The organism is Streptomyces sp. NPDC093111 (assembly GCF_040683955.1).
In the GTDB taxonomy this organism is placed as follows: Bacteria; Actinomycetota; Actinomycetes; order Streptomycetales; family Streptomycetaceae; genus Streptomyces.
In genome coordinates, this window is sequence record NZ_JBFBNW010000004.1 from 414,126 (window position 1) to 433,024 (window position 18,899).

The following is an 18,899-nucleotide window of genomic DNA, read 5'->3' on the forward strand; positions in this document are numbered from 1 at the left end:
CCCGGTCTAGTCGTCGCTCGGCGTGGTGAGCGGGGTGACCGGCGCGGCCCGCACGATGGTGATCACACGGTCCGTCAACTGGAGCGGGCTGGCGGCAGGATCGTCGTATCCGAGCAGCCGGTGGCCGCGCAGCACGCTCACCACCAGGTCGTCCGTCTCCCGGACGCTCCGCCCCGCCTCGGCCTTGGTCACCGGCCGTTCCACGAGGTCGAGCCCGGAGCCCTGCTGGATCAGGTCCTCCATCACGGTGCCCGCGCTGGGGCTGAGCACCGACAGGCCGAGCAGCCGCCCGGCGGCACTGGCGCTGGTGATCACCGCGTCGGCGCCGGACTGGCGCAGCAGCGGCGCGTTCTCCTCCTCGCGGACCGCCGCGACGATCTTCGCCCCGCGGTTGAGCTGGCGGGCCGTCAGGGTGACCAGGACGGCCGTGTCGTCGCGCTGGGTGGCGATGACGATCTGACGGGCCTTCTGCACCTCGGCGCGGATCAGCACGTCGCTGCGGGTCGCGTCGCCGATGACCCCGACGAAACCGTCGGCGTTGGCCGCCTCGATCACCTTGGTGGAGGGGTCGACGATGACGATCTGGTCCTTGCGCAGGCCGGTCGCGCAGAGCGTCTGGATCGCCGACCGCCCCTTCGTGCCGAACCCGACGATGACGGTGTGGTCGCGCAAGGCGGTCCTCCAGCGGCGCAGTCGGAACTCCTCCCGGGTCCGCTCCGTGAGGACCTCGAGGGTGGTACCGACCAGGATGATCAGAAACAGCACGCGCAGCGGCGTGACCAGCAGGATGTTCGCCAGCCGCGCCGAGTCGCTGTACGGGACGATGTCGCCGTATCCGGTGGTGGAAAGGGTGACCGTCGCGTAGTAGACGGAGTCGAGGAAGTCGACCGTGTCGTCGGCGTTGTCGTGGTAGCCGGCCCGGTCGATGTAGACGATGAAGACGGTCAGGAGCAGCACTCCCAGCGCCATGAGCAGGCGTTTGCCGACCTGGCGCAGGGGATTCTCCACCACGCGGCGCGGCAGCCTGATCCGGGAGCCGGTCACCTTCTCCCCGGCCTCCCGGGCCATCACGTCCCGGTTGGGAAGTTTCACGTGAAACACACTCCTTGGGCTCCGCCGCCCGGACCGTCGGCCGACACGACCTGCCAGGGTAGATCCAGGAGCTCCAGCGGTTGCCCGGGGCCCGCACCTCCCGGCGGGACCACGCCCATGCCGTGGGCGACGGCGATGCCGCGGAGCATCGCCGGGCCGTTGTAGTGCAGCGGCTCGACCCCGTCCTCCCGGTGGACCACGGGGACCAGCCGGGTGTCGTACGGATGCCCCGGCACCTCCGCCCGCACGGGCAGCCGGTACGGGCCGGGGGCGGGCGCCCCGGCGAGGGCACGCAGCAACGGCTCGGCGAGCGTGAGCAGCCCGGAGACGGCGGCGAGCGGATTACCGGGCAGACCGACCAGGTGGCGGGGGGCCGAGGAGCCGGAGGCGGCTTCCATGCGCGCCAGGAGCATGGGGTGGCCGGGCCGGACCTTCACCCCGTCGACGAGCAGCGTGGCCCCCGCCTTGTCGAGCACGGTGTGGACGTGATCGACGGGACCGGCCGCCGTGCCACCGGTGGTGACGACCACGTCGGCGGTGGAACCGGTGACCGCCGCGTACAGCGCGTCGGCGTCGTCGCCGATCCGGCGGGTGCCGAGCACCTCCGCGCCGAGCGCGGCCAGCCAGGGGCCGAGCATCGGGCCGAGCGCGTCACGGATCAGGCCCTCGTGGGGGAGTCCGGCGGCGAGCAGTTCGTCGCCGAGGACCAGCACCTCCACGCGGGGGCGCTGGCGCACGGCCAGCTCGTCGTAGCCGGCCGCGGCGGCGAGGCCGAGGACCACGGGGGTCACCGCGCTCCCGGCGGGCAGCAGCAGGTCGCCGGTGCCGCACTCCTGGCCCCGGGGGCGGATGTCCTGGCCGTGGACGACCGCGCGCAGGGCGTGCAGCTGCCCGGCGGTGTCGGTACGGGAGTGCTCGCGGCGGACGACGGCGGTCGCCCCGGACGGCACGCGCGCGCCGGTCGCGATCCGCACGGCGTCGCCGTCGGCGAGTTCGGCGGCGGGGGCGTGCCCGGCGAGGACGGCGCCCTCGGGGGCGATCCGCCAGGGGCCGGGCCCGGCGACCGCCCAGCCGTCCATGGCGGAGGTGTCGAAGGAGGGCAGGTCGGTGAGCGCGCGCAGCGGCTCGGCCAGGACGTGCCCGAGCCCCTGCCCGAGCGGCACCCGGACCGGCTCGCGCGGCTCCGCGGCGCGGGCCGCGACGGCGCGGGCCTCGGGCCAGGGGGTGGCGCGATGGGCCTCCGGCGCGGCGTCGGGGGCCGGGGAGTCCGTGCGGGGCCGGGCGACGAGCGCGAGGGCGTCGTCGACGCCGTCGTCGGGCAGCCGCTCCTTCATCGTCATCCGGCGTCGTCCTGCTCGGCGGCCCATCGCTGGGCCAGCGCGGCCGCCTTGCGGGCGGCCTCCGCGACGGCCTCGGGCCCTCCGTCGGCACCGGCCCTGGCCGCCGCGTACCCGACCAGGAACGTGGTCAGCGGTGCGGCGGGCCGGGCGACGCCGTGGGCGGCGTCCCGGGCGAGGTCGAGCAGGAGGTGTGTGTCGACGTCCAGGTCGATGCCCAGTTCGTCCTTGACTGCGGTGATCCATTCGTCCAGCACGTTCCCATGCTCCCTGATCCGCGCCCGGGCGGTGGCGATGTCCCCCCAGGTGTCGCAGTCGAAGGAGGCCCCGCCCTCCCCCGCGACCCGCACGACCGGCAGTCTCCCGGTGACGAGCCGCAGGGGAAGCCCGTCGAGCCCACCGCGCTCGGCGGCCACTCCCGCGATCTCCCGCCGAAGCGCCCGCACCCGGTAGGCCGCCACCAACGGCTGCTCCCGCCCGTCCCCGTCGACCAGCACGGCCGCTTCGGCCCCGGCCCCGGCTCCCGAGACGAGCGCGTCCACGAGCCGCCGCGCGGTGTCGGCGCGGAAGAAGGGAAGGTCGGCGGAGAGGAGGAGAACGACGGGGTCGGAAGGGCCAGACGGGCCGGCGGGGGTGGAACGCCCGGAAGGGGCGAAGGGATCGGCGGGGGCTAGGCGGCGCAGGCCGGCGTCGAGGGCGGCAAGGGGGCCGCCGCCCGGCGGGTCCTCCCTGGCCCATTCCACGGGGCGCGCGGTGGCCCGGGGCTCGGCGACGACCACGGTCGTCCCGGCGTCGCGGCAGCCCGTCAGGACCCGGTCAAGCAGGCTCCGACCACCGACCCGTACTCCGGGCTTGTCGGCCCCGCCGAGGCGTCGGGCGGCACCCCCGGCGAGCACGATGGCGTCGTACGCGGTCGTCATCCCAGCAGTATCGTCCGCACCGGGCCGGGACCGGCCACCCGGGACCCAGGGCGGGTCGGCCGAGGAGGGCGCCGCCCGGAAGGCGCCTCCAGCACGTACGGCCGGAACGTACGGCCGGTCCGCGTCCGCGTCCGCGTCTCAGCAGAGGGCGGCTCGGTCCGGCCCGGTCCGCGAGGGCGTGTCCGGGACCCGGCGCGGGTTTGGGTCCCGGACGGGGCCGCCGGGAACCGCCGGGGCCCCGTGCCCCGGCCGGTGTCCGCCCCGGCGGAGTCCTGTCACAGCGTGCGCAGCAGCACCGCCGGATTCTCGACGCAGTCGGCGACGTAGCGGAGGAAGCCGCCGGCCGTGCCTCCGTCGCAGACCCGGTGGTCGAAGGTCAGCGACAGCTGCACCACCTGACGTACCGCCAACTCGCCCTGGTGCACCCACGGCTTGGGGATGATCCGTCCCACCCCGAGCATGGCCGCCTCGGGGTGGTTGATGATCGGCGTGGAGCCGTCGACGCCGAACACCCCGTAGTTGTTCAGGGTGAAGGTGCCGCCGGTCAGGTCCGCCGGCGTGAGCTTCCCCTGGCGCGCCGACTCCGTCAGCCGGGCGAACTCGGCGGTCAGCGACTCCGTGGTGCGCCCGCCGGCGTCCTTGACGACGGGGACGACCAGCCCGCGTTCGGTCTGGGCGGCGAAGCCCAGGTGCACGGACGGCAGCCGGACGATCTCCCGTGCGGCGGTGTCCACCGTGGAGTTGAGCTCCGGGAAGCGGGCCAGGGCGTGGGCGCAGATCCGGGCGAGCAGCGCGAGCACGGAGATCTTCGGCCCGCCGGCCGCGTTCATGGCCGCGCGCGCGGCCATCAGCTCGGTGGCGTCGGCGTCGACCCAGCAGGTCGCGTCGGGGATCTCGGTACGGCTGCGGGACAGCTTGTCGGCCACCGCTCCGCGCACGCCGCGCAGCGGTATCCGCTCACCGGCGGCGGGCGCGACGGCAACCGCCACGGGGGCCGGGGCGGCGGGCCGGGACCGTACGGCGAGGGCCGTCTCGACGTCGGCGCGCAGGATCAGCCCGGCGGGCCCGGAGCCCTGGACCTCCCGCAGGTCGAGCCCCTCGTCCCGGGCCAGCTTGCGCACCAGCGGGGAGATGACGGGCACGGGCCCCTGGGCCACGGCGGGCACGGCAGCCGCGACGGGTGCCACGACCGGCGTGACGACCGGAGTCACGGCGGGCGTCTCCCGGCGGACCCGGCGCCGCCGGGCCGCGGGCCCGGCCGTGCCGTAGCCGACGAGCACGTTGCCGGAGTACTCCGAGGACTCGGCCTCTTCGGCCGCCCCGGCGCCCGCGAGCGCGTCGGTACCCGCGCCCGCGGCTCCCTCCGCGCCGCCGACCGCGACCGTCAGGAGCGGTGCGCCGACCGGCAGTTCCGCGCCCTCCTCGCCGAAGCGGGCGGTGACCACGCCGCCGTACGGGCAGGGCACCTCCACCATCGCCTTGGCCGTCTCGACCTCGACGACCGGCTGGTCGATGGCGACGACGTCCCCGACGTTCACCAGCCAGCGCACGATCTCGGCCTCGGTGAGGCCCTCGCCGAGGTCCGGCAGCTTGAATTCGAGCACCTGGGCCATCAGCTCCCCGCCTCCCACTGGAGCCGGGCGACCGCGTCCAGGACCCGGTCCACGCCGGGCAGGTGGTGCCGCTCCAGCATCGGCGGCGGGTACGGGATGTCGAAGCCGGCGACGCGCAGCACCGGCGCCTCCAGGTGGTGGAAGCAGCGCTCGGTGACCCGGGCGGCGATCTCGCCGCCCGGTCCGCCGAAGCCGGTGGACTCGTGCACGACGACCGCGCGGCCGGTGCGCTTCACGGAGGCGCTGACGGTCTCGTCGTCGAACGGCACGAGCGAGCGCAGGTCGACGACCTCCAGGTCCCAGCCCTCGGCCCGGGCGGCCTCGGCGGCCTCCATGCAGACCGGCACGGAGGGGCCGTAGGTGATGAGGGTGGCGCTGGTGCCACGGCGGCGCACGACGGCCTTGCCGATCGGCTCCACCGCGGCGGGCGCCTCGGGGGACCAGTCGGACTTCGACCAGTAGAGCCGCTTGGGCTCCAGGAAGACCACCGGGTCGTCGGAGGCGATCGCCGCGCGGAGCAGCCCGTAGGCGTCCTCGACGGTCGACGGGGTGACGACGTGGAGACCGGGGGTCGCCATGTAGTACGCCTCGGAGGAGTCGCTGTGGTGCTCGACCCCGCCGATGCCGCCGCCGTACGGCACCCGGACCACGATCGGCATCGGCATCGCGCCGCGGGTGCGGTTGCGCATCCGGGAGACGTGGCTGATGAGCTGCTCGAACGCCGGGTAGGCGAACGCGTCGAACTGCATCTCCACGACCGGCCGCAGCCCGTACATGGCCATGCCGACGGCCGTGCCGAGGATGCCCGCCTCGGCGAGCGGCGTGTCGGTGCAGCGGTCCTCGCCGAACTCCTTGGCGAGGCCGTCGGTGACCCGGAAGACGCCGCCGAGGGTGCCGACGTCCTCACCGAGGACGTGGACCGTGGGGTCCTCGGCCATCGCGTCGCGCATGGCCCGCTGGAGGGCCTGCGCCATGGTGGCGGGCTTGGCCGCCACCTTGGCGGCCGGCCTCGCGGTCGCGTGGGTGGTCATCCCGCCTCACTCTCGGCGTCGAGCTCCGCCCGCAGCTGCTCCGCCTGCTCGCGCAGCTGCGCGGTCTTCTCGGCGTAGACGTGCGCGAACAGGTCCATCGGGTCCAGCACGGGGTCGGCGTTCATCCGCTCGCGGAGCGCAGCCGCCATCGTCTCGGCGGCCTCGGCCGCCGCGCGCCGGCCGTCCTCGTCGAGGAGGCCGCGCTCGGTCAGCTCCCGTTCGAGCAGCAGGATCGGGTCGTGCGCCCGCCAGGTCTCGACCTCGCTGTCGCCGCGGTAGCGGGTGGCGTCGTCGGCGTTGGTGTGGGCGTCCATCCGGTAGGTGATGGCCTCGACGAGGGTGGGCCCGCCGCCGCGCCGGGCGCGGGTGACGGCCTCGGTGAGCACCTGGTGGACGGCGACGGCGTCGTTGCCGTCGACGAGCCGGCCGGGCATGCCGTAGCCGACGGCCTTGTGGGCCAGCGAGGGGGCCGCGGTCTGCTTGGCGAGCGGCACGGAGATCGCGAAGCCGTTGTTCTGCACGAAGAAGACCACGGGGGCCTGCCACACGGCGGCGAAGTTCAGCGCCTCGTGGAAGTCGCCCTCGCTGGTGCCGCCGTCGCCGACCATGGCGAGGGCGACCACGTCGTCGCCCTTCAGCCGGGCGGCGTGGGCGAGGCCCACCGCGTGCGGGAGCTGGGTGGCGAGCGGGGTGCACAGCGGGGCGATGCGGTGCTCGCGCGGGTCGTAGCCGGTGTGCCAGTCGCCGCGCAGCAGGGTCAGCGCCTGGACGGGGTCGAGGCCACGGGCGACGGCGGCGAGCGTGTCGCGGTACGAGGGGAAGAGCCAGTCCCGCTCCTCCAGGGCCAGCGCGGCCGCCACCTCGCAGGCCTCCTGGCCCGTCGTGGAGGGGTACACGGCGAGGCGGCCCTGCTTGGTGAGGGCGGTCGCCTGCGCGTTGTACCGGCGGCCGCGCACGAGCTCCGCGTAGAGGCGGCGCAGCAGCTCCGGGTCGGCGTCGGCCACGGCGTCCGTGCCGAGCACGCGCAGCGGCTCGGCGTCCGGCAGCAGCGGGGCGGGGTCGGTACGCGGCCGCCAGGCCGGCGGCGGGGTGGGCCGGTAGGCGAGTGCGGCACCGGGGGGCTCTTGGACTGTCGAACTGCGCTGTTGCAACGAGTCCACCTCCTCGTGGGAGCGGGCATAAGACCCGAAGGCGGGTGGCGCGAAATGTGGCGCGCCTCACCTACCGATTGTTCGGTCGTGGAGGCATTTTGGCTACAGGCACCTTCAGCCTGTGGACAAACGGTTCTCCACAGCTTGGGATGGGTGCAGGTCGTCCACAGGAGAGAGGCGGGGGGACATGGCGGATGAACAAATGGCCGACGTCGAGGAGCGCACGATCGACGAGCTCCTGAACGCGCCCCCCGGCGCCGCCCCCTCGACGGGCGCTCCGGCGGGCCCGGCGGGAGCCCCGGCGGGCCCTGCCATCGTCTCCCCGATGCCGCCGGCCCGCCCGCTGGACGCGATCGACCGGGACATCCTGCGGCTGCTCCAGGCGGACGGGCGCGCCTCGGTCCGCTCGGTGGCCGAGCGGGTCCACGTCTCCCGGGCCAACGCGTACGCGCGGATCAACCGGCTCATCGACGACGGGGTGATCCGCGGCTTCAGCGCCCGGGTCAACCACGAGCGGGCGGGGCACGGCGCCTCCGCCTACATCACGCTCAAGATCGTCCAGAATTCGTGGCGCACCGTGCGCGAGCAGCTCCAGGCCCTGCCAGGGGCCGCGCACATCGCGCTGGTCAGCGGCGACTTCGACGTCCTGCTGCTGGTCCACACCCCGGACAACCGCACCCTGCGGGAGCTGGTGCTCACCCGCCTCCAGTCGATCCCGGAGGTGCTCTCCACCCGCACCCTGCTGGTCTTCGAGGAGACCGACCTCGACCCGGACCCGGAACAGCGCGGCTGAGCGGCCCGACGGGGCGCGCCGGGCGGCTCCAGGGGGCCGACACCGGCCTCGATTGGCCCTCCACCGGCCTCGGTTGCCCCCAACGGCCGGTGTCGGCCCCCACCGGCCTTGGTGGGTGCCCAACAGCCCCGGTGGCCCCCACCGGCCTCGGTGGGGGCCACCGGGCACGAGGGGCCTCGGCAGCCCCGGCGGGCCCCCTCGCCCTCAGCGGGCCGTACGCAGCCCTCCGAAGGCCATCCGTACGACGGTGTCCGCCAGCTGATCGCCCTCCTCCGGGGCGTCCGGGTGCGGCCGGTACCACTCCACCAGCGAGTTGATCATGCCGAAGAGCAGCCTGGTCGCGAGCCGGATGTCCAGGTCGGCCCGCAGGTCGCCGTCGGCCGCCGCCGCCCTCAGGAGGTCGGCCAGCCGGTGGTCGAACTCGCGGCGGCGCTCCATCGCCCACCGCTCGGTCTGCGTGTTGCCCCGCACCCGCAGCAGCAGCGTCACGTACGGGAGCTCCTCGACCAGCACCTCCACGGTGCGCCGGGTCACGTACTCGACCCGCTCGACGGCCCGGCCGCGCCCCGCGCCCGGCTCGTCGAGCACCGCGAAGAGCCCGTCGAGCGCCCGGCTGACCGCGCGCCGCAGCAGCTCCTCCTTGCCCGCCACGTGGTGGTAGATCGAGGACTTGGAGATCCCGGCCGCCTTGGACAGGTGCTCCATGGAGGTGCCGTCGTAGCCGCGCTCGTTGAAGACGCGCACGGCGACCGAGAGCAGCGTGTCGGGGGTGTACGTGTCGCGTCGCGCGGTGGTCATCGGCTCTCCTCCGCCTCTGCGGCCTCTTCGTCGCAGCCACGCCGCGCGAGGGCGAGCGAGGGCGCGTAACGGCCGGTGGGGTAGCGCTCGTGCAGGTTGCCGAGCAGGTCCCGCAGCCCCGCGAAACCGATCCGTCCGGCCCACTCCAGGGGCCCGGCCGGGTAGTTCACGCCGAGCCGCATCGCGGTGTCGACGTCCTCGGCCGAGGCCACGCCCCGGTCGACGGCGTCGGCCGCGAGGTCGGCGAGGAGGGCGACCGTACGGGCGACGATCATGCCGGGCACGTCGCCGATCACGGAGACCTGCTTGCCGAGCGCCTGGAAGAGCCCGACGGCCTCCTCCAGGGTCTCCGGGGAGGTGCGGGCGGCGGTGGACAGAACGATCCTGCCCGCCCGCGCGTAGTCCAGGGCGAGGTCGAAGTAGACGACCTCCTCGTCGAGGAACTCGAAGGACGTCTCGCCGTCCGCGAGGTGCAGCCGGCCGCCGCCGGGCAGCGCGACGTACCCGGTGCCGCCCTTGCGCCGCACGGTGATCCCCGCCTGCTCGAAGAGCTCGACGAGCGCCCCGGCGGGCCCGAGGTCACCGCGGACGGTGACCGTCGCGGGCGCCTTCGCCGGCGGCGCGGTGTGCGGCTCGGGACGGACGGAGCCCTCCGCGTACGGGAACCAGCCGTGCCCCGACTTGCGGCCCAGCCGCCCCGACTCGACCAGGCGCCGCTGCGCGAGCGACGGCGTGAACTTGGGGTCCTGGAAGAAGGACTCCCATACGGAGCGGGTCACCGCCTCGTTGACGTCCTGGCCGATGAGGTCGGTCAGCTCGAAGGGGCCCATCCGGAAGCCGCCGGACTCGCGCAGCGCCGCGTCGATCGTGGCGGGGTCGGCCGCGCCCTCCTCGTAGAGGCGCAGCGCCTCCGCGTAGAAGGGGCGGGCGATCCGGTTGACGATGAAACCGGGGGTGTCGGCGCAGCGCACCGGCGTCTTGCCCCAGCTCCTCGCCGTCTCGTACGCGCGCGTGGCGGCGGCCGGCTCGGTGGCGAAGCCGCTGACGATCTCGACGAGCGGCAGCAGCGGGGCCGGGTTGAAGAAGTGCATGCCGACGAAGCGCCCGGGCAGCCGCAGGCCGCCCGCGATGGCGGTGACGGAGAGGGAGGAGGTGTTGGTGGCGAGCACGGTGTCCTCGCCGACGATCTCCTCCAGGTCGGCGAAGAGGCGCTGCTTGACCTCGAGCCGCTCGACGATCGCCTCGACGACCAGGGCGGCGTCGGCCAGCTCCGCGAGCCCGTCCGCCGCGTGCAGCCGGGTGACGGCGGCGGCGCGCAGCGCGGCGTCGAGCCGGCCCTTCTCGACGAGCCGGTCCAGGCGGGCCGCGACGCCGGTCACGGCCTCCTCGGCGCGGCCCGGGGCGCTGTCGTAGAGGCGGACCCGATGGCCCGCGAGGAGGGCGACCTGGGCGATGCCCTGGCCCATGGTCCCCGTGCCGACGACGGCGACGGTGCGGCTCGGATCGATGGGTCCGGCTCCGTCGGCCGACACCGCGTCGCTCCCCTGGACGGTCGTGTTGGCGGTCATAGGAGTGATCCTCCCCGATGGGTTTTCCACAGGATCGGCGGACCCCCTTGTCCCGACCGATCGTTCGGTTACTCTAACTCCGTACGCCTGCCCCTGCCCAGCTCATTGAGGAGTTGCGCCCATGGCCGCCGCTCAGCTGACCACCGACCGTCTGGCCGACAAGCACCGGTCCACCCTGGATCAGGCCCTCGACACCATCCGCACGCGCGCGTACTGGTCTCCGTATCCGGAGCACCCCAAGGCGTACGGGGAGGGCGGCTCGCTGGACGCGGCGGCCGGTCTCGACGCCTACAAGGCCCTGCTCGACACCCGCTTCGAGCTCGACCAGCCCGGCACCGACGACTGGACCGGCGCGGAGGTCTCGCCGTACGGCCCGGCCCTCGGCATCACGTATCCGCACGCCGACATCGACGTCCTGCTGCCCGCGATGCGCGCCGGCATGGGTGCCTGGCGCGACGCGGGCCCCGAGACCCGCGCCCTGGTCTGTCTGGAGATCCTGGCCCGGATCTCCGGCCGCACCCACGAGTTCGCCCACGCCGTCATGCACACCAGCGGCCAGGCGTTCATGATGGCCTTCCAGGCCGGCGGCCCGCACGCCCAGGACCGCGGTCTGGAGGCGGTGGCGTACGCGTACGCGGAGCAGACCCGTACGCCCTCCGGCCGCGCCGACTGGTCCAAGCCGCAGGGCAAGCGCGATCCCCTGGAGCTGTCCAAGGAGTTCACCCCGGTCGCCCGCGGCATCGCGCTGATGATCGGCTGCAACACCTTCCCGACGTGGAACGGCTACCCGGGCCTGTTCGCCTCGCTGGCCACCGGCAACCCGGTCCTGGTCAAGCCGCACCCCCGCGCGGTCCTCCCGCTGGCCCTCACGGTCCGGGTCGCGCGCGAGGTCCTCGCCGAGGCCGGCTTCGACCCCAACCTGGTGGCGCTCGCCGCCGAGCGTCCCGGCGAGGGCATCGCCAAGACGCTGGCCGTCCGCCCCGAGATCCGGATCATCGACTACACGGGCTCGACCGCCTTCGGCGACTGGCTGGAGGCCAACGCCCGCCAGGCGCAGGTGTACACGGAGAAGGCCGGCGTCAACACGGTCGTCGTCGACTCGACCGACGACTACAAGGGCATGCTCTCCAACCTGGCGTTCTCGCTGTCCCTGTACAGCGGCCAGATGTGCACCACCCCGCAGAACCTGCTGATCCCCCGCGAGGGCGTCAGCACCGACCAGGGCCCGAAGACGTACGACGAGGTCGTCGCCGACCTCGCGGGCGCGGTCGGCGGCCTGCTCGGCGACGACGCGCGGGCGAACGCGCTGCTCGGCGCGCTGGTCAACCCGGACGTGAAGGCGCGTCTGGAGGCCGCGGCGGGCCTGGGCGAGGTCGCGCTGGCCTCCCGCGAGGTGGCGAACCCGGACTTCCCGCAGGCCGTCGTCCGCACCCCGGTCATCGTGAAGCTGGACGGTTCCAAGCCGGACGCGGACGCGGCGTACTTCTCCGAGTGCTTCGGCCCGGTCTCGTTCGCCGTCTCGGTCGACTCGACCGCCGACGCCCTGGAGTTGCTGCGGCGCACGGTGCGCGAGAAGGGCGCGATGACGGTCGGCGCGTACACGACCTCGGCCGACACCGAGCGGGCCGTGGAGGAGGTCTGCCTGGAGGAGTCGGCGCAGCTCTCGCTGAACCTGACGGGCGGGGTCTACGTGAACCAGACGGCCGCGTTCTCCGACTTCCACGGCTCCGGCGGCAACCCGGCGGCGAACGCGGCGCTGTGCGACGGCGCCTTCGTCTCCAACCGCTTCCGCGTGGTGGAGGTCCGCCGCCAGGCCTGACCTCCCGCCCTGTGACCCCGGAGGTCCGGGGTCACGGGCCACCGGGAGGGCGGGTCCGGGCGGGCCTGTCGGCTACTGCGGGTCCGGGACGTCGGCGTACCGCTGCACCCAGGAGTGCATGGCGACGGCGGCCGCGGCCCCCGCGTTGATCGACCGGGTCGAGCCGAACTGGGCGATCGAGCAGACCATCGCCGCGTGCTTCCGGGCCTCCTCGGTGAGGCCCGGCCCTTCCTGCCCGAACAGCAGCACGCAGCGGCGCGGCAGCACGGTGCGCTCCAGCGGCACGGCGCCCGGCAGGTTGTCGATGCCGATGATCGGCAGGTTCTCGGCCGCTGCCCAGGCGGTCAGCGCCTCGGTGTCCGGGTGGTGGCGCACGTGCTGGTAGCGGTCGGTGACCATGGCTCCGCGCCGGTTCCAGCGCCGCCGCCCCACGATGTGGATCTCCTTCGCGAGGAAGGCGTTGGCGGTCCGCACCACCGAACCGATGTTGAAGTCGTGGCCCCAGTTCTCCACCGCCACGTGGAAGTCGTGGCGGTGGGTGTCGAGGTCCTCGACGATGGCCTCGCGCGTCCAGTACCGGTAGCGGTCGACGACGTTGCGCCGGTCCCCGCCGGCGAGCAGCTCGGGGTCGTAGCGCTCGCCCCGCGGCCAGGGCTCCGGGTGCGGCCCGACGCCGACCTCGGGGCCGAACCCCTCGTCGTACTGGATCGGCTCGCTCGCCTCGTCGGCCTCGTCCGTCCCGGCCGGTGCGGACGGGACGGACGGCTCGGACGGTTCGGTGCTCCCGACGGGCCGGGGCTGTTCCTCGGTGGTGCTCACCCGACGAGGGTACGGGGGCGCGGCGCCGGAGCCTCCTCCCGCGCGGGCTCCTTCCGCCGCAGCAGCCGGTCCCGGCCCCGTGCCGCCCGTACGCCCAGCCACAGCAGGAAGCCGGTCGGCAGGAAGACCGCGTCCGCGGAGATCATCGCGAGCGAGAAGAAGGGCAGCCCGAGCAGCACGGCGATGCCGGCATGCTCCAGCATCATGACCGCGAGCAGGACGTTCTTGACCTTGCGGTTGAAGAGCGTGAAGGGGAACGCGACCTGCACGATCACCGTGCCGTAGGTCAGCAGCAGCACCATCACCCCGCTGGTGCCCAGCAGCCCGGAGAGGGCGGGCCAAGGGGAGAAGTAGTCCAGCTTGAGCGGGTAGTACAGCGCGGTGCCGTCCTGCCAGCGCGAACCCTGGATCTTGTACCAGCCGGCCGTGGCGTAGATCAGGCAGACCTCCGCCATGATCACGACGAGGGCCGCGTTGTGGGTGAGGTTGGCGATGACGTCGAGCAGCGTGCGCGGCTCGTCCTCGGCATACCGGCACACCAGCCACCACAGCCCCTGCCCCAGCCACAGCACCCACAGCAGCACCACGAGCCACCATTCCCCGGTGATGTCGGAGAAGTAGGTGGTGGCCATCAGCAGGCCGCCGAGGAGCGTCCACAGCACCGGCCCCACGAGGTCGCGGTCCGGGCCGCCCGCCGCGTCGTCCGCCGCCCGCCGCGACGCCCGCCGGGCGTCGAGCGACCAGACCTGGCCGCAGCGGGTGAGGACGAGGTAGAGCGCCATGATGTGGACGACGTTGTCGCCGCCGTCGCCCATGAAGATGGACCGGTTCTGCAGGGACAGCACGCCGGCCATGAAGACCACGGACACGGCGCGGGTGTGCCAGCCGAGCAGCAGCAGGACCGAGGAGAGCACCGCGAGGCCGTAGACGAGCTCGAACCACAGCCTCCCGTCCGACCACATCAGGACGGTGAAGGCGTGGTTGTCGGTGATCAGCCGGCGGCCCATCTCCCAGGACCAGGGGCCGTCGGGCCCGTACAGCTCCGCCCGGTGCGGCCATTCGCGCAGCAGGAACAGCAGCCAGGTGAGCGAGAAGCCGATCCGGACGATGGCCGTCTGGTACGGGCCGAGGGCCTCGGCCGTGACCTTCTGGAGGGCGCGGGCGAGCCGCCGGTCGAAGGGGACGCGGGGCTGCGCGGGGGCAGCGGGGGTGCCGCTCATCGGCCGGCCTCCGTACGGTTCGGCGCGAGACCCCGGGCCTCGGCGCCCGCGGCCCCGGCGGGCCGGTCGGGATCGGTGATCCGCCACCAGGGATACGTACGGAAGACCGGCGCGGTGTCGGTCTTCTCGCCGCTCCACGAGGGGGACGGGATGGGCCGGGTCACGGAGCGCAGCTGGACCCGCTGGACCGTGCCGCCGAGCTCCCGCTCGTCGAGGCGCAGCATCACGATCCGCCGCATGTAGCTCTCGGAGAGCTCTCCGCGCAGCCCGTTGGGGCGGTGGTCGTCGGTGTGGGAGTTCAGGTAGAAGTCCCAGGCCCTGCGCAGCTCGTTCTGCTCGGTGTGGCTCGGCAGGAGGCTGCCGCGGATCTGCGCGGCGTCCTGGCCGGAGAGATCGATCCAGCCGGTGGTCCTGCGGCCGCCCGCACCGGACACCTGCGCGCGCACCTGGACGGCGATGTTCTGCTGGAGCGGGTTGGGGGCGAAGAGCTTCCAGTTCTGTTCGAACTCGGGGTAGATCCAGTCGTCGACGGCCTCGCCGTGCTGCTTGGTCAGCGTGTTCGACGGAGCGACGTGCAGGAACACCATGCCGAGATGCACACAGGCGAAGACCCCGAGCACGGCGAGCGCGACGGCGGCGACCACCTGATACGGCAGCGAGAGCGCGGCGATCCCGGCCGGGGGGCCGGCCGGGGGAGCGGCCGGGGGAGCGTTCTCGTCCTGCGGAGCGGAGGATCCCTGCGGAGCGCGCTCGTCCTCCGGCGTGAGGGCGTCCCGCCGTGCCGGGCCGGTGTCCTCACCGGCCGGATCACCGGTGCCCCCACCGTCCCCGGTGGCCCCGGAGTCCTCACCGGCCCCGGAATCCTCGCTGGTCGCAGCCTCCCCGGCGTCCTCTTCCACGCCCCCGTCGCCGTACGAGTCCATCGCGCCCCGCTCCCGATCGGCCCAAGCACTTATCCACAGAGGTTGACACCTTACGGGCCGTCGAACGACCATTGAAGCAATTCAACCGAACGATCGGTCGGTAGGGGGTCCGATGACCGCAGGTACGGCAGAGACGACAGCGACAGCGACACCGGCGACGACAGGGACGGCGGCGACGCACGCGGCCCTGGAAGCGGTGTTCGACGCCGCCGTCGCCGCCGACGAGCGCATCGAGCCACGCGACTGGATGCCCGACGCCTACCGGGCCGGCCTGGTCCGCCAGATCGCCCAGCACGCCCACTCCGAGATCATCGGCATGCAGCCCGAGGCGAACTGGATCACCCGCGCCCCCTCCCTCCGGCGCAAGGCGATCCTCATGGCCAAGGTCCAGGACGAGGCCGGCCACGGCCTGTACCTGTACAGCGCGGCCGAGACGCTCGGCACCAGCCGCGACGAGCTCCTCGACAAGCTGCACTCCGGCCGCCAGAAGTACTCGTCGATCTTCAACTACCCCACGCTGACCTGGGCCGACGTCGGCGCCATCGGCTGGCTCGTGGACGGCGCCGCCATCACCAACCAGGTCCCCCTCTGCCGCTGCTCCTACGGGCCGTACGCACGCGCCATGGTCCGGGTCTGCAAGGAGGAGTCGTTCCACCAGCGCCAGGGGTACGAGGCGCTCCTCGCCCTCTCCCGCGGCACCGAGGCCCAGCACGCCATGGCCCAGGACGCGGTGGACCGCTGGTGGTGGCCCTCGCTGATGATGTTCGGCCCGCCGGACGACGAGTCGACCCACTCCGCCCAGGCCATGGCCTGGAAGATCAAGCGGCACTCCAACGACGAGCTGCGCCAGCGCTTCGTCGACATCGCCGCCCCGCAGGCCGAGTCCCTCGGCCTCACCCTGCCCGACCCCGACCTGAAGTGGAACGAGGAGCGCGGGCACCACGACTTCGGCCCCATCGACTGGGCCGAGTTCTGGGACGTCCTCAAGGGCAACGGCCCCTGCAACGAGGAGCGGCTCACCAAGCGCCGCCAGGCGCACGAGGACGGCGCCTGGGTCAGGGACGCCGCCGCGGCATACGCCGGGAAGCACACCGCGAAGCAGCACACGCACGGGGAGGCACGGGCATGACCACCAACGGATGGCCGCTGTGGGAGGTGTTCGTGCGCTCGCGCCGCGGACTGTCCCACACCCACGCCGGCAGCCTGCACGCGCCGGACGCCGAAATGGCCCTGCGCAACGCCCGCGACCTCTACACCCGCCGCAGCGAGGGCGTCTCGATCTGGGTGGTCCCCTCCACCGGTATCACCGCCTCCTCCCCCGACGAGAAGGACCCCTTCTTCGAGCCCTCGGCGGACAAGCCCTACCGGCACCCCACCTTCTACGAGATCCCGGACGGGGTGAAGCACCTGTGACCACCCAGCCCGCCACCACCCCGGCCGCCGCCCTCGCCCTCGGCGACGACGCCCTCGTCCTCGCCCAACGGCTGGGGGAATGGGCCGGCAACGCCCCCGTCCTGGAAGAGGAGGTCGCTCTCGCCAACATCGCGCTCGACCTCCTCGGGCAGGCCCGCATCCTGCTCTCCCTCGCCGGCGACGAGGACGAACTGGCCTACCTCCGCGAGGAGCGCGCCTTCCGCAACTGCCAGCTCGTCGAGCAGCCGAACGGCGACTTCGCCCACACCATCGCCCGCCAGCTCTACTTCTCCACCTACCAGCGCCTCCTGTACGGCGAGCTCGCGGCCGGCGACGGCCCCTTCGCCGGACTCGCCGCCAAGGCCGTCAAGGAAGTCGCCTACCACCAGGACCACGCCGAGCACTGGACCCTCCGCCTCGGCGACGGCACCGACGAGAGCCACCGGCGCATGCAGCAGGCCTGCGACGCCCTCTGGCGGTACACGGGCGAACTCTTCCGGCCCCTCGACGGCCTGGACCTCACCCCCGACGCCACCGCCGCGATGGAGCGCGCCTGGCTCGACTCCGTCACCGCCGTCCTCGACCAGGCCACCCTCACCGTCCCCACCGGACCCCGCACCGGCGCCTGGAAGGCCGGCGCCGGCCGCCAGGGCCTGCACACCGAGTCCTTCGGACGGATGCTCGCCGAAATGCAGCACCTGCACCGCAGCCACCCGGGGGCGTCATGGTGACCACCACCCCGGCCGCGGCCACGGCCCCGCCGACCGCGCTCGAACAGGAACTCGCCCGCATCGCCGGCGCCGTCCCCGACCCCGAGCTGCCCGTCCTCACCCTCGCCGAACTCGGCGTCGTACGCGGCGTCCACGTCCGCGGACCCGGCCGCGTCGAGGTCGAGCTCACCCCCACCTACACCGGCTGCCCCGCGATCGAGGCGATGTCCTCCGACATCGAACACGCCCTCCACGCCCACGGCATGCCCGAGGTCAGCGTCGTCACCGTCCTCAGCCCCGCCTGGTCGACCGACGACATCACCGAGGAAGGACGCCGCAAACTCACCGAGTTCGGCATCGCCCCGCCCCGCCCCCAGGGCCCCACCGGCGGCCCGGTACCCCTCACCCTCGCGATCCGCTGCCCGAACTGCGGCTCCACCGACACCGAACTCCTCAGCCGCTTCTCGTCCACGGCGTGCAAGGCACTCCGCCGCTGCACGGCCTGCCGCGAACCGTTCGACCACTTCAAGGAGTTGTAGATGCAGTCCTCAAAGACCGGACGGGCCGGATTCCACCCGCTCCGGGTCAGCGAGGTCGAGCAGCTCACGGACGACTCGGTGGCCGTCACCTTCGCCGTCCCGCCCGAGCTGCGCGACACCTACCGCCACACCCCCGGCCAGCACCTCGCCCTGCGCCGCACCGGAACCCACGGCGAAGAGATCCGCCGCACGTACTCGATCTGCGCCCCGGCCGCCCCCGAGGGCGAGACCCCCGTCCTACGCGTCGGCATCCGCCTCGTCGACGGCGGCGAGTTCTCCACCTACGCCCTCAAGGAACTCGCCGTCGGCGACACCGTCGAGGTCATGGAACCCATGGGCCGCTTCGTCCTCGACCCGCGCCCCGGACACTTCGCCGCCGTCGTCGGCGGCAGCGGCATCACCCCGGTCCTGTCCATGGCCGCCACCCTGCTCGCCCGACAGCCCGACGCCACGTTCTGCCTCGTCCGCAGCGACCGCTCCGCGGCCTCCACGATGTTCCTCGACGAGGTCGCCGACCTGAAGGACCGCTTCCCCGACCGCTTCCAGCTGGTCACCGTGCTCTCCCGCGAGGAACAGCAGGCCGGACTCCCCTCCGGCCGGCTCGACCACGAGCGGCTCACCACCCTGCTGCCCGCACTGCTCCCGGTCGGCGACATCGACGGCTGGTTCCTGTGCGGCCCCTTCGGCCTGGTGCAGAACACCGAGCGGGCCCTGCGCGAGCTCGGCGTCGACCGCGGCCGCGTGCACCAGGAGATCTTCCACGTCGACGACGGCTCCGCCCCCACCCCGGCCCCCGCCGTGGACGCCCCCGCGGACGCCACCCTGACCGCCACCCTGCACGGACGCTCCGGCAACTGGCCCGTCCAGCAGGGCGAAACGCTCCTGGAGACCGTGCTGCGCGCCCGGGCGGACGCCCCGTACGCCTGCAAGGGCGGGGTCTGCGGCACCTGCCGCGCCTTCCTCGTCACCGGCGAGGTCCGGATGGACCGCAACTTCGCCCTGGAGCCCGAGGAGACCGACGCCGGATACGTGCTGGCCTGCCAGTCCCACCCGGCGACCCCGGAGGTCGAGCTCGACTTCGACCGCTGACGGGCGGAGCCCGCCCATTCCCTTCCGGTAGAACCTGTTCTATCTTGACGATCCGTCAGATCGA

18 protein-coding genes are annotated in these 18,899 nt (G+C 73.5%); 7 read left to right on the top strand and 11 right to left on the bottom strand.

The window, feature by feature from the left end:
* Nucleotides 1-6 precede the first annotated feature (6 nt).
* The 6 genes from AB0Q96_RS08960 to pdhA all read right to left on the bottom strand — a co-directional run bounded on the left by AB0Q96_RS08960 (nucleotide 7) and on the right by pdhA (nucleotide 7,153).
* Nucleotides 7-1,092, bottom strand: coding sequence for a potassium channel family protein (locus AB0Q96_RS08960; protein ID WP_365323159.1), 1,086 nt, complete (start codon nucleotides 1,090-1,092; stop codon nucleotides 7-9).
* Nucleotides 1,089-2,432: a molybdopterin molybdotransferase MoeA gene (locus tag AB0Q96_RS08965; protein ID WP_365323160.1), complete on the bottom strand. Its 1,344-nt coding sequence runs from the start codon at nucleotides 2,430-2,432 to the stop codon at nucleotides 1,089-1,091. Before AB0Q96_RS08965 ends, AB0Q96_RS08960 begins: the two co-directional genes overlap by 4 nt.
* Nucleotides 2,429-3,349 carry a DUF6457 domain-containing protein gene (locus tag AB0Q96_RS08970; RefSeq protein ID WP_365323161.1) on the bottom strand — a complete coding sequence of 307 codons (921 nt, stop codon included), beginning with the start codon at nucleotides 3,347-3,349 and terminating at the stop codon, nucleotides 2,429-2,431. The genes AB0Q96_RS08965 and AB0Q96_RS08970 overlap by 4 nt, the downstream gene beginning before the upstream one ends.
* A gap of 275 nt (nucleotides 3,350-3,624) precedes the next feature.
* Nucleotides 3,625-4,962: a dihydrolipoamide acetyltransferase family protein gene (locus AB0Q96_RS08975; RefSeq protein WP_365323163.1), complete on the bottom strand. Its 1,338-nt coding sequence runs from the start codon at nucleotides 4,960-4,962 to the stop codon at nucleotides 3,625-3,627.
* Nucleotides 4,962-5,993, bottom strand: coding sequence for an alpha-ketoacid dehydrogenase subunit beta (locus AB0Q96_RS08980; RefSeq protein ID WP_365323165.1), 1,032 nt, complete (start codon nucleotides 5,991-5,993; stop codon nucleotides 4,962-4,964). The genes AB0Q96_RS08975 and AB0Q96_RS08980 overlap by 1 nt, the downstream gene beginning before the upstream one ends.
* Entirely contained in the window at nucleotides 5,990-7,153 is a 1,164-nt protein-coding gene (gene pdhA, locus AB0Q96_RS08985; protein WP_365323167.1) for a pyruvate dehydrogenase (acetyl-transferring) E1 component subunit alpha, read from the bottom strand. The genes AB0Q96_RS08980 and pdhA overlap by 4 nt, the downstream gene beginning before the upstream one ends.
* 316 nt (nucleotides 7,154-7,469) lie before the next feature.
* On the opposite strand from pdhA, the gene AB0Q96_RS08990 reads away from it, so the two are divergent.
* On the top strand, nucleotides 7,470-7,937 hold the full coding sequence (locus AB0Q96_RS08990) for an Lrp/AsnC family transcriptional regulator (RefSeq protein WP_329428404.1): 468 nt from the start codon (nucleotides 7,470-7,472) through the stop codon (nucleotides 7,935-7,937).
* Between the two features lie 204 nt (nucleotides 7,938-8,141).
* On the opposite strand, the gene AB0Q96_RS08995 is transcribed toward AB0Q96_RS08990, so the two are convergent.
* Nucleotides 8,142-8,735: a TetR/AcrR family transcriptional regulator gene (locus AB0Q96_RS08995; RefSeq protein WP_365323168.1), complete on the bottom strand. Its 594-nt coding sequence runs from the start codon at nucleotides 8,733-8,735 to the stop codon at nucleotides 8,142-8,144.
* Entirely contained in the window at nucleotides 8,732-10,303 is a 1,572-nt protein-coding gene (locus tag AB0Q96_RS09000) for a 3-hydroxyacyl-CoA dehydrogenase (RefSeq protein WP_365323170.1), read from the bottom strand. Before AB0Q96_RS09000 ends, AB0Q96_RS08995 begins: the two co-directional genes overlap by 4 nt.
* Nucleotides 10,304-10,424: 121 nt before the next feature.
* Here AB0Q96_RS09000 and paaN point away from each other — a divergent pair, with 121 nt between their 5' ends.
* Entirely contained in the window at nucleotides 10,425-12,122 is a 1,698-nt protein-coding gene (gene paaN / locus AB0Q96_RS09005) for a phenylacetic acid degradation protein PaaN (protein WP_365323172.1), read from the top strand.
* A gap of 72 nt (nucleotides 12,123-12,194) precedes the next feature.
* On the opposite strand, the gene AB0Q96_RS09010 is transcribed toward paaN, so the two are convergent.
* From AB0Q96_RS09010 to AB0Q96_RS09020, 3 genes are all read right to left on the bottom strand, one after another.
* Nucleotides 12,195-12,830, bottom strand: a complete 636-nt coding sequence (locus AB0Q96_RS09010; RefSeq protein WP_365323323.1) for a TrmH family RNA methyltransferase — start codon at nucleotides 12,828-12,830, stop codon at nucleotides 12,195-12,197.
* A gap of 107 nt (nucleotides 12,831-12,937) precedes the next feature.
* The gene (locus tag AB0Q96_RS09015) at nucleotides 12,938-14,161 is read right to left on the bottom strand and encodes an HTTM domain-containing protein (protein WP_365323174.1); all 1,224 of its coding nucleotides are present in this window, start codon (nucleotides 14,159-14,161) and stop codon (nucleotides 12,938-12,940) included.
* Nucleotides 14,158-15,084 carry a DUF5819 family protein gene (locus AB0Q96_RS09020; RefSeq protein WP_365323176.1) on the bottom strand — a complete coding sequence of 309 codons (927 nt, stop codon included), beginning with the start codon at nucleotides 15,082-15,084 and terminating at the stop codon, nucleotides 14,158-14,160. Before AB0Q96_RS09020 ends, AB0Q96_RS09015 begins: the two co-directional genes overlap by 4 nt.
* 112 nt (nucleotides 15,085-15,196) lie before the next feature.
* Here AB0Q96_RS09020 and paaA point away from each other — a divergent pair, with 112 nt between their 5' ends.
* The 5 genes from paaA to AB0Q96_RS09045 are packed head-to-tail and all read left to right on the top strand — an operon-like array spanning nucleotide 15,197 to nucleotide 18,835.
* Nucleotides 15,197-16,213 carry a 1,2-phenylacetyl-CoA epoxidase subunit PaaA gene (gene paaA / locus AB0Q96_RS09025; protein WP_365323178.1) on the top strand — a complete coding sequence of 339 codons (1,017 nt, stop codon included), beginning with the start codon at nucleotides 15,197-15,199 and terminating at the stop codon, nucleotides 16,211-16,213.
* Nucleotides 16,210-16,497 (top strand): 1,2-phenylacetyl-CoA epoxidase subunit PaaB, encoded by a 288-nt coding sequence (paaB, locus tag AB0Q96_RS09030; RefSeq protein WP_365323180.1) that lies wholly within the window; start codon nucleotides 16,210-16,212, stop codon nucleotides 16,495-16,497. Before paaA ends, paaB begins: the two co-directional genes overlap by 4 nt.
* Entirely contained in the window at nucleotides 16,494-17,228 is a 735-nt protein-coding gene (paaC, locus tag AB0Q96_RS09035; RefSeq protein WP_365323182.1) for a 1,2-phenylacetyl-CoA epoxidase subunit PaaC, read from the top strand. Before paaB ends, paaC begins: the two co-directional genes overlap by 4 nt.
* Nucleotides 17,222-17,746, top strand: a complete 525-nt coding sequence (paaD, locus tag AB0Q96_RS09040; protein ID WP_365323184.1) for a 1,2-phenylacetyl-CoA epoxidase subunit PaaD — start codon at nucleotides 17,222-17,224, stop codon at nucleotides 17,744-17,746. The genes paaC and paaD overlap by 7 nt, the downstream gene beginning before the upstream one ends.
* Nucleotides 17,747-18,835: a 2Fe-2S iron-sulfur cluster-binding protein gene (locus AB0Q96_RS09045; protein WP_365323186.1), complete on the top strand. Its 1,089-nt coding sequence runs from the start codon at nucleotides 17,747-17,749 to the stop codon at nucleotides 18,833-18,835.
* The last annotated feature ends 64 nt before the right edge of the window (nucleotides 18,836-18,899 follow it).

What these genes read in the sequence shown, in the direction of transcription:
- AB0Q96_RS08965 (WP_365323160.1), bottom strand. Translation starts at nt 2,432, where the DNA reads ATGACGATGAAGGAGCGGCTGCCCGACGACGGCGTCGACGACGCCCTC.
- AB0Q96_RS08970 (WP_365323161.1), bottom strand. Translation starts at nt 3,349, where the DNA reads ATGACGACCGCGTACGACGCCATCGTGCTCGCCGGGGGTGCCGCCCGA.
- AB0Q96_RS08975 (WP_365323163.1), bottom strand. Translation starts at nt 4,962, where the DNA reads ATGGCCCAGGTGCTCGAATTCAAGCTGCCGGACCTCGGCGAGGGCCTC.
- AB0Q96_RS08980 (WP_365323165.1), bottom strand. Translation starts at nt 5,993, where the DNA reads ATGACCACCCACGCGACCGCGAGGCCGGCCGCCAAGGTGGCGGCCAAG.
- AB0Q96_RS08990 (WP_329428404.1), top strand. Translation starts at nt 7,470, where the DNA reads ATGCCGCCGGCCCGCCCGCTGGACGCGATCGACCGGGACATCCTGCGG.
- AB0Q96_RS08995 (WP_365323168.1), bottom strand. Translation starts at nt 8,735, where the DNA reads ATGACCACCGCGCGACGCGACACGTACACCCCCGACACGCTGCTCTCG.
- AB0Q96_RS09000 (WP_365323170.1), bottom strand. Translation starts at nt 10,303, where the DNA reads ATGACCGCCAACACGACCGTCCAGGGGAGCGACGCGGTGTCGGCCGAC.
- paaN (WP_365323172.1), top strand. Translation starts at nt 10,425, where the DNA reads ATGGCCGCCGCTCAGCTGACCACCGACCGTCTGGCCGACAAGCACCGG.
- AB0Q96_RS09015 (WP_365323174.1), bottom strand. Translation starts at nt 14,161, where the DNA reads ATGAGCGGCACCCCCGCTGCCCCCGCGCAGCCCCGCGTCCCCTTCGAC.
- AB0Q96_RS09020 (WP_365323176.1), bottom strand. Translation starts at nt 15,084, where the DNA reads ATGGACTCGTACGGCGACGGGGGCGTGGAAGAGGACGCCGGGGAGGCT.
- paaA (WP_365323178.1), top strand. Translation starts at nt 15,197, where the DNA reads ATGACCGCAGGTACGGCAGAGACGACAGCGACAGCGACACCGGCGACG.
- paaB (WP_365323180.1), top strand. Translation starts at nt 16,210, where the DNA reads ATGACCACCAACGGATGGCCGCTGTGGGAGGTGTTCGTGCGCTCGCGC.
- paaD (WP_365323184.1), top strand. Translation starts at nt 17,222, where the DNA reads ATGGTGACCACCACCCCGGCCGCGGCCACGGCCCCGCCGACCGCGCTC.
- AB0Q96_RS09045 (WP_365323186.1), top strand. Translation starts at nt 17,747, where the DNA reads ATGCAGTCCTCAAAGACCGGACGGGCCGGATTCCACCCGCTCCGGGTC.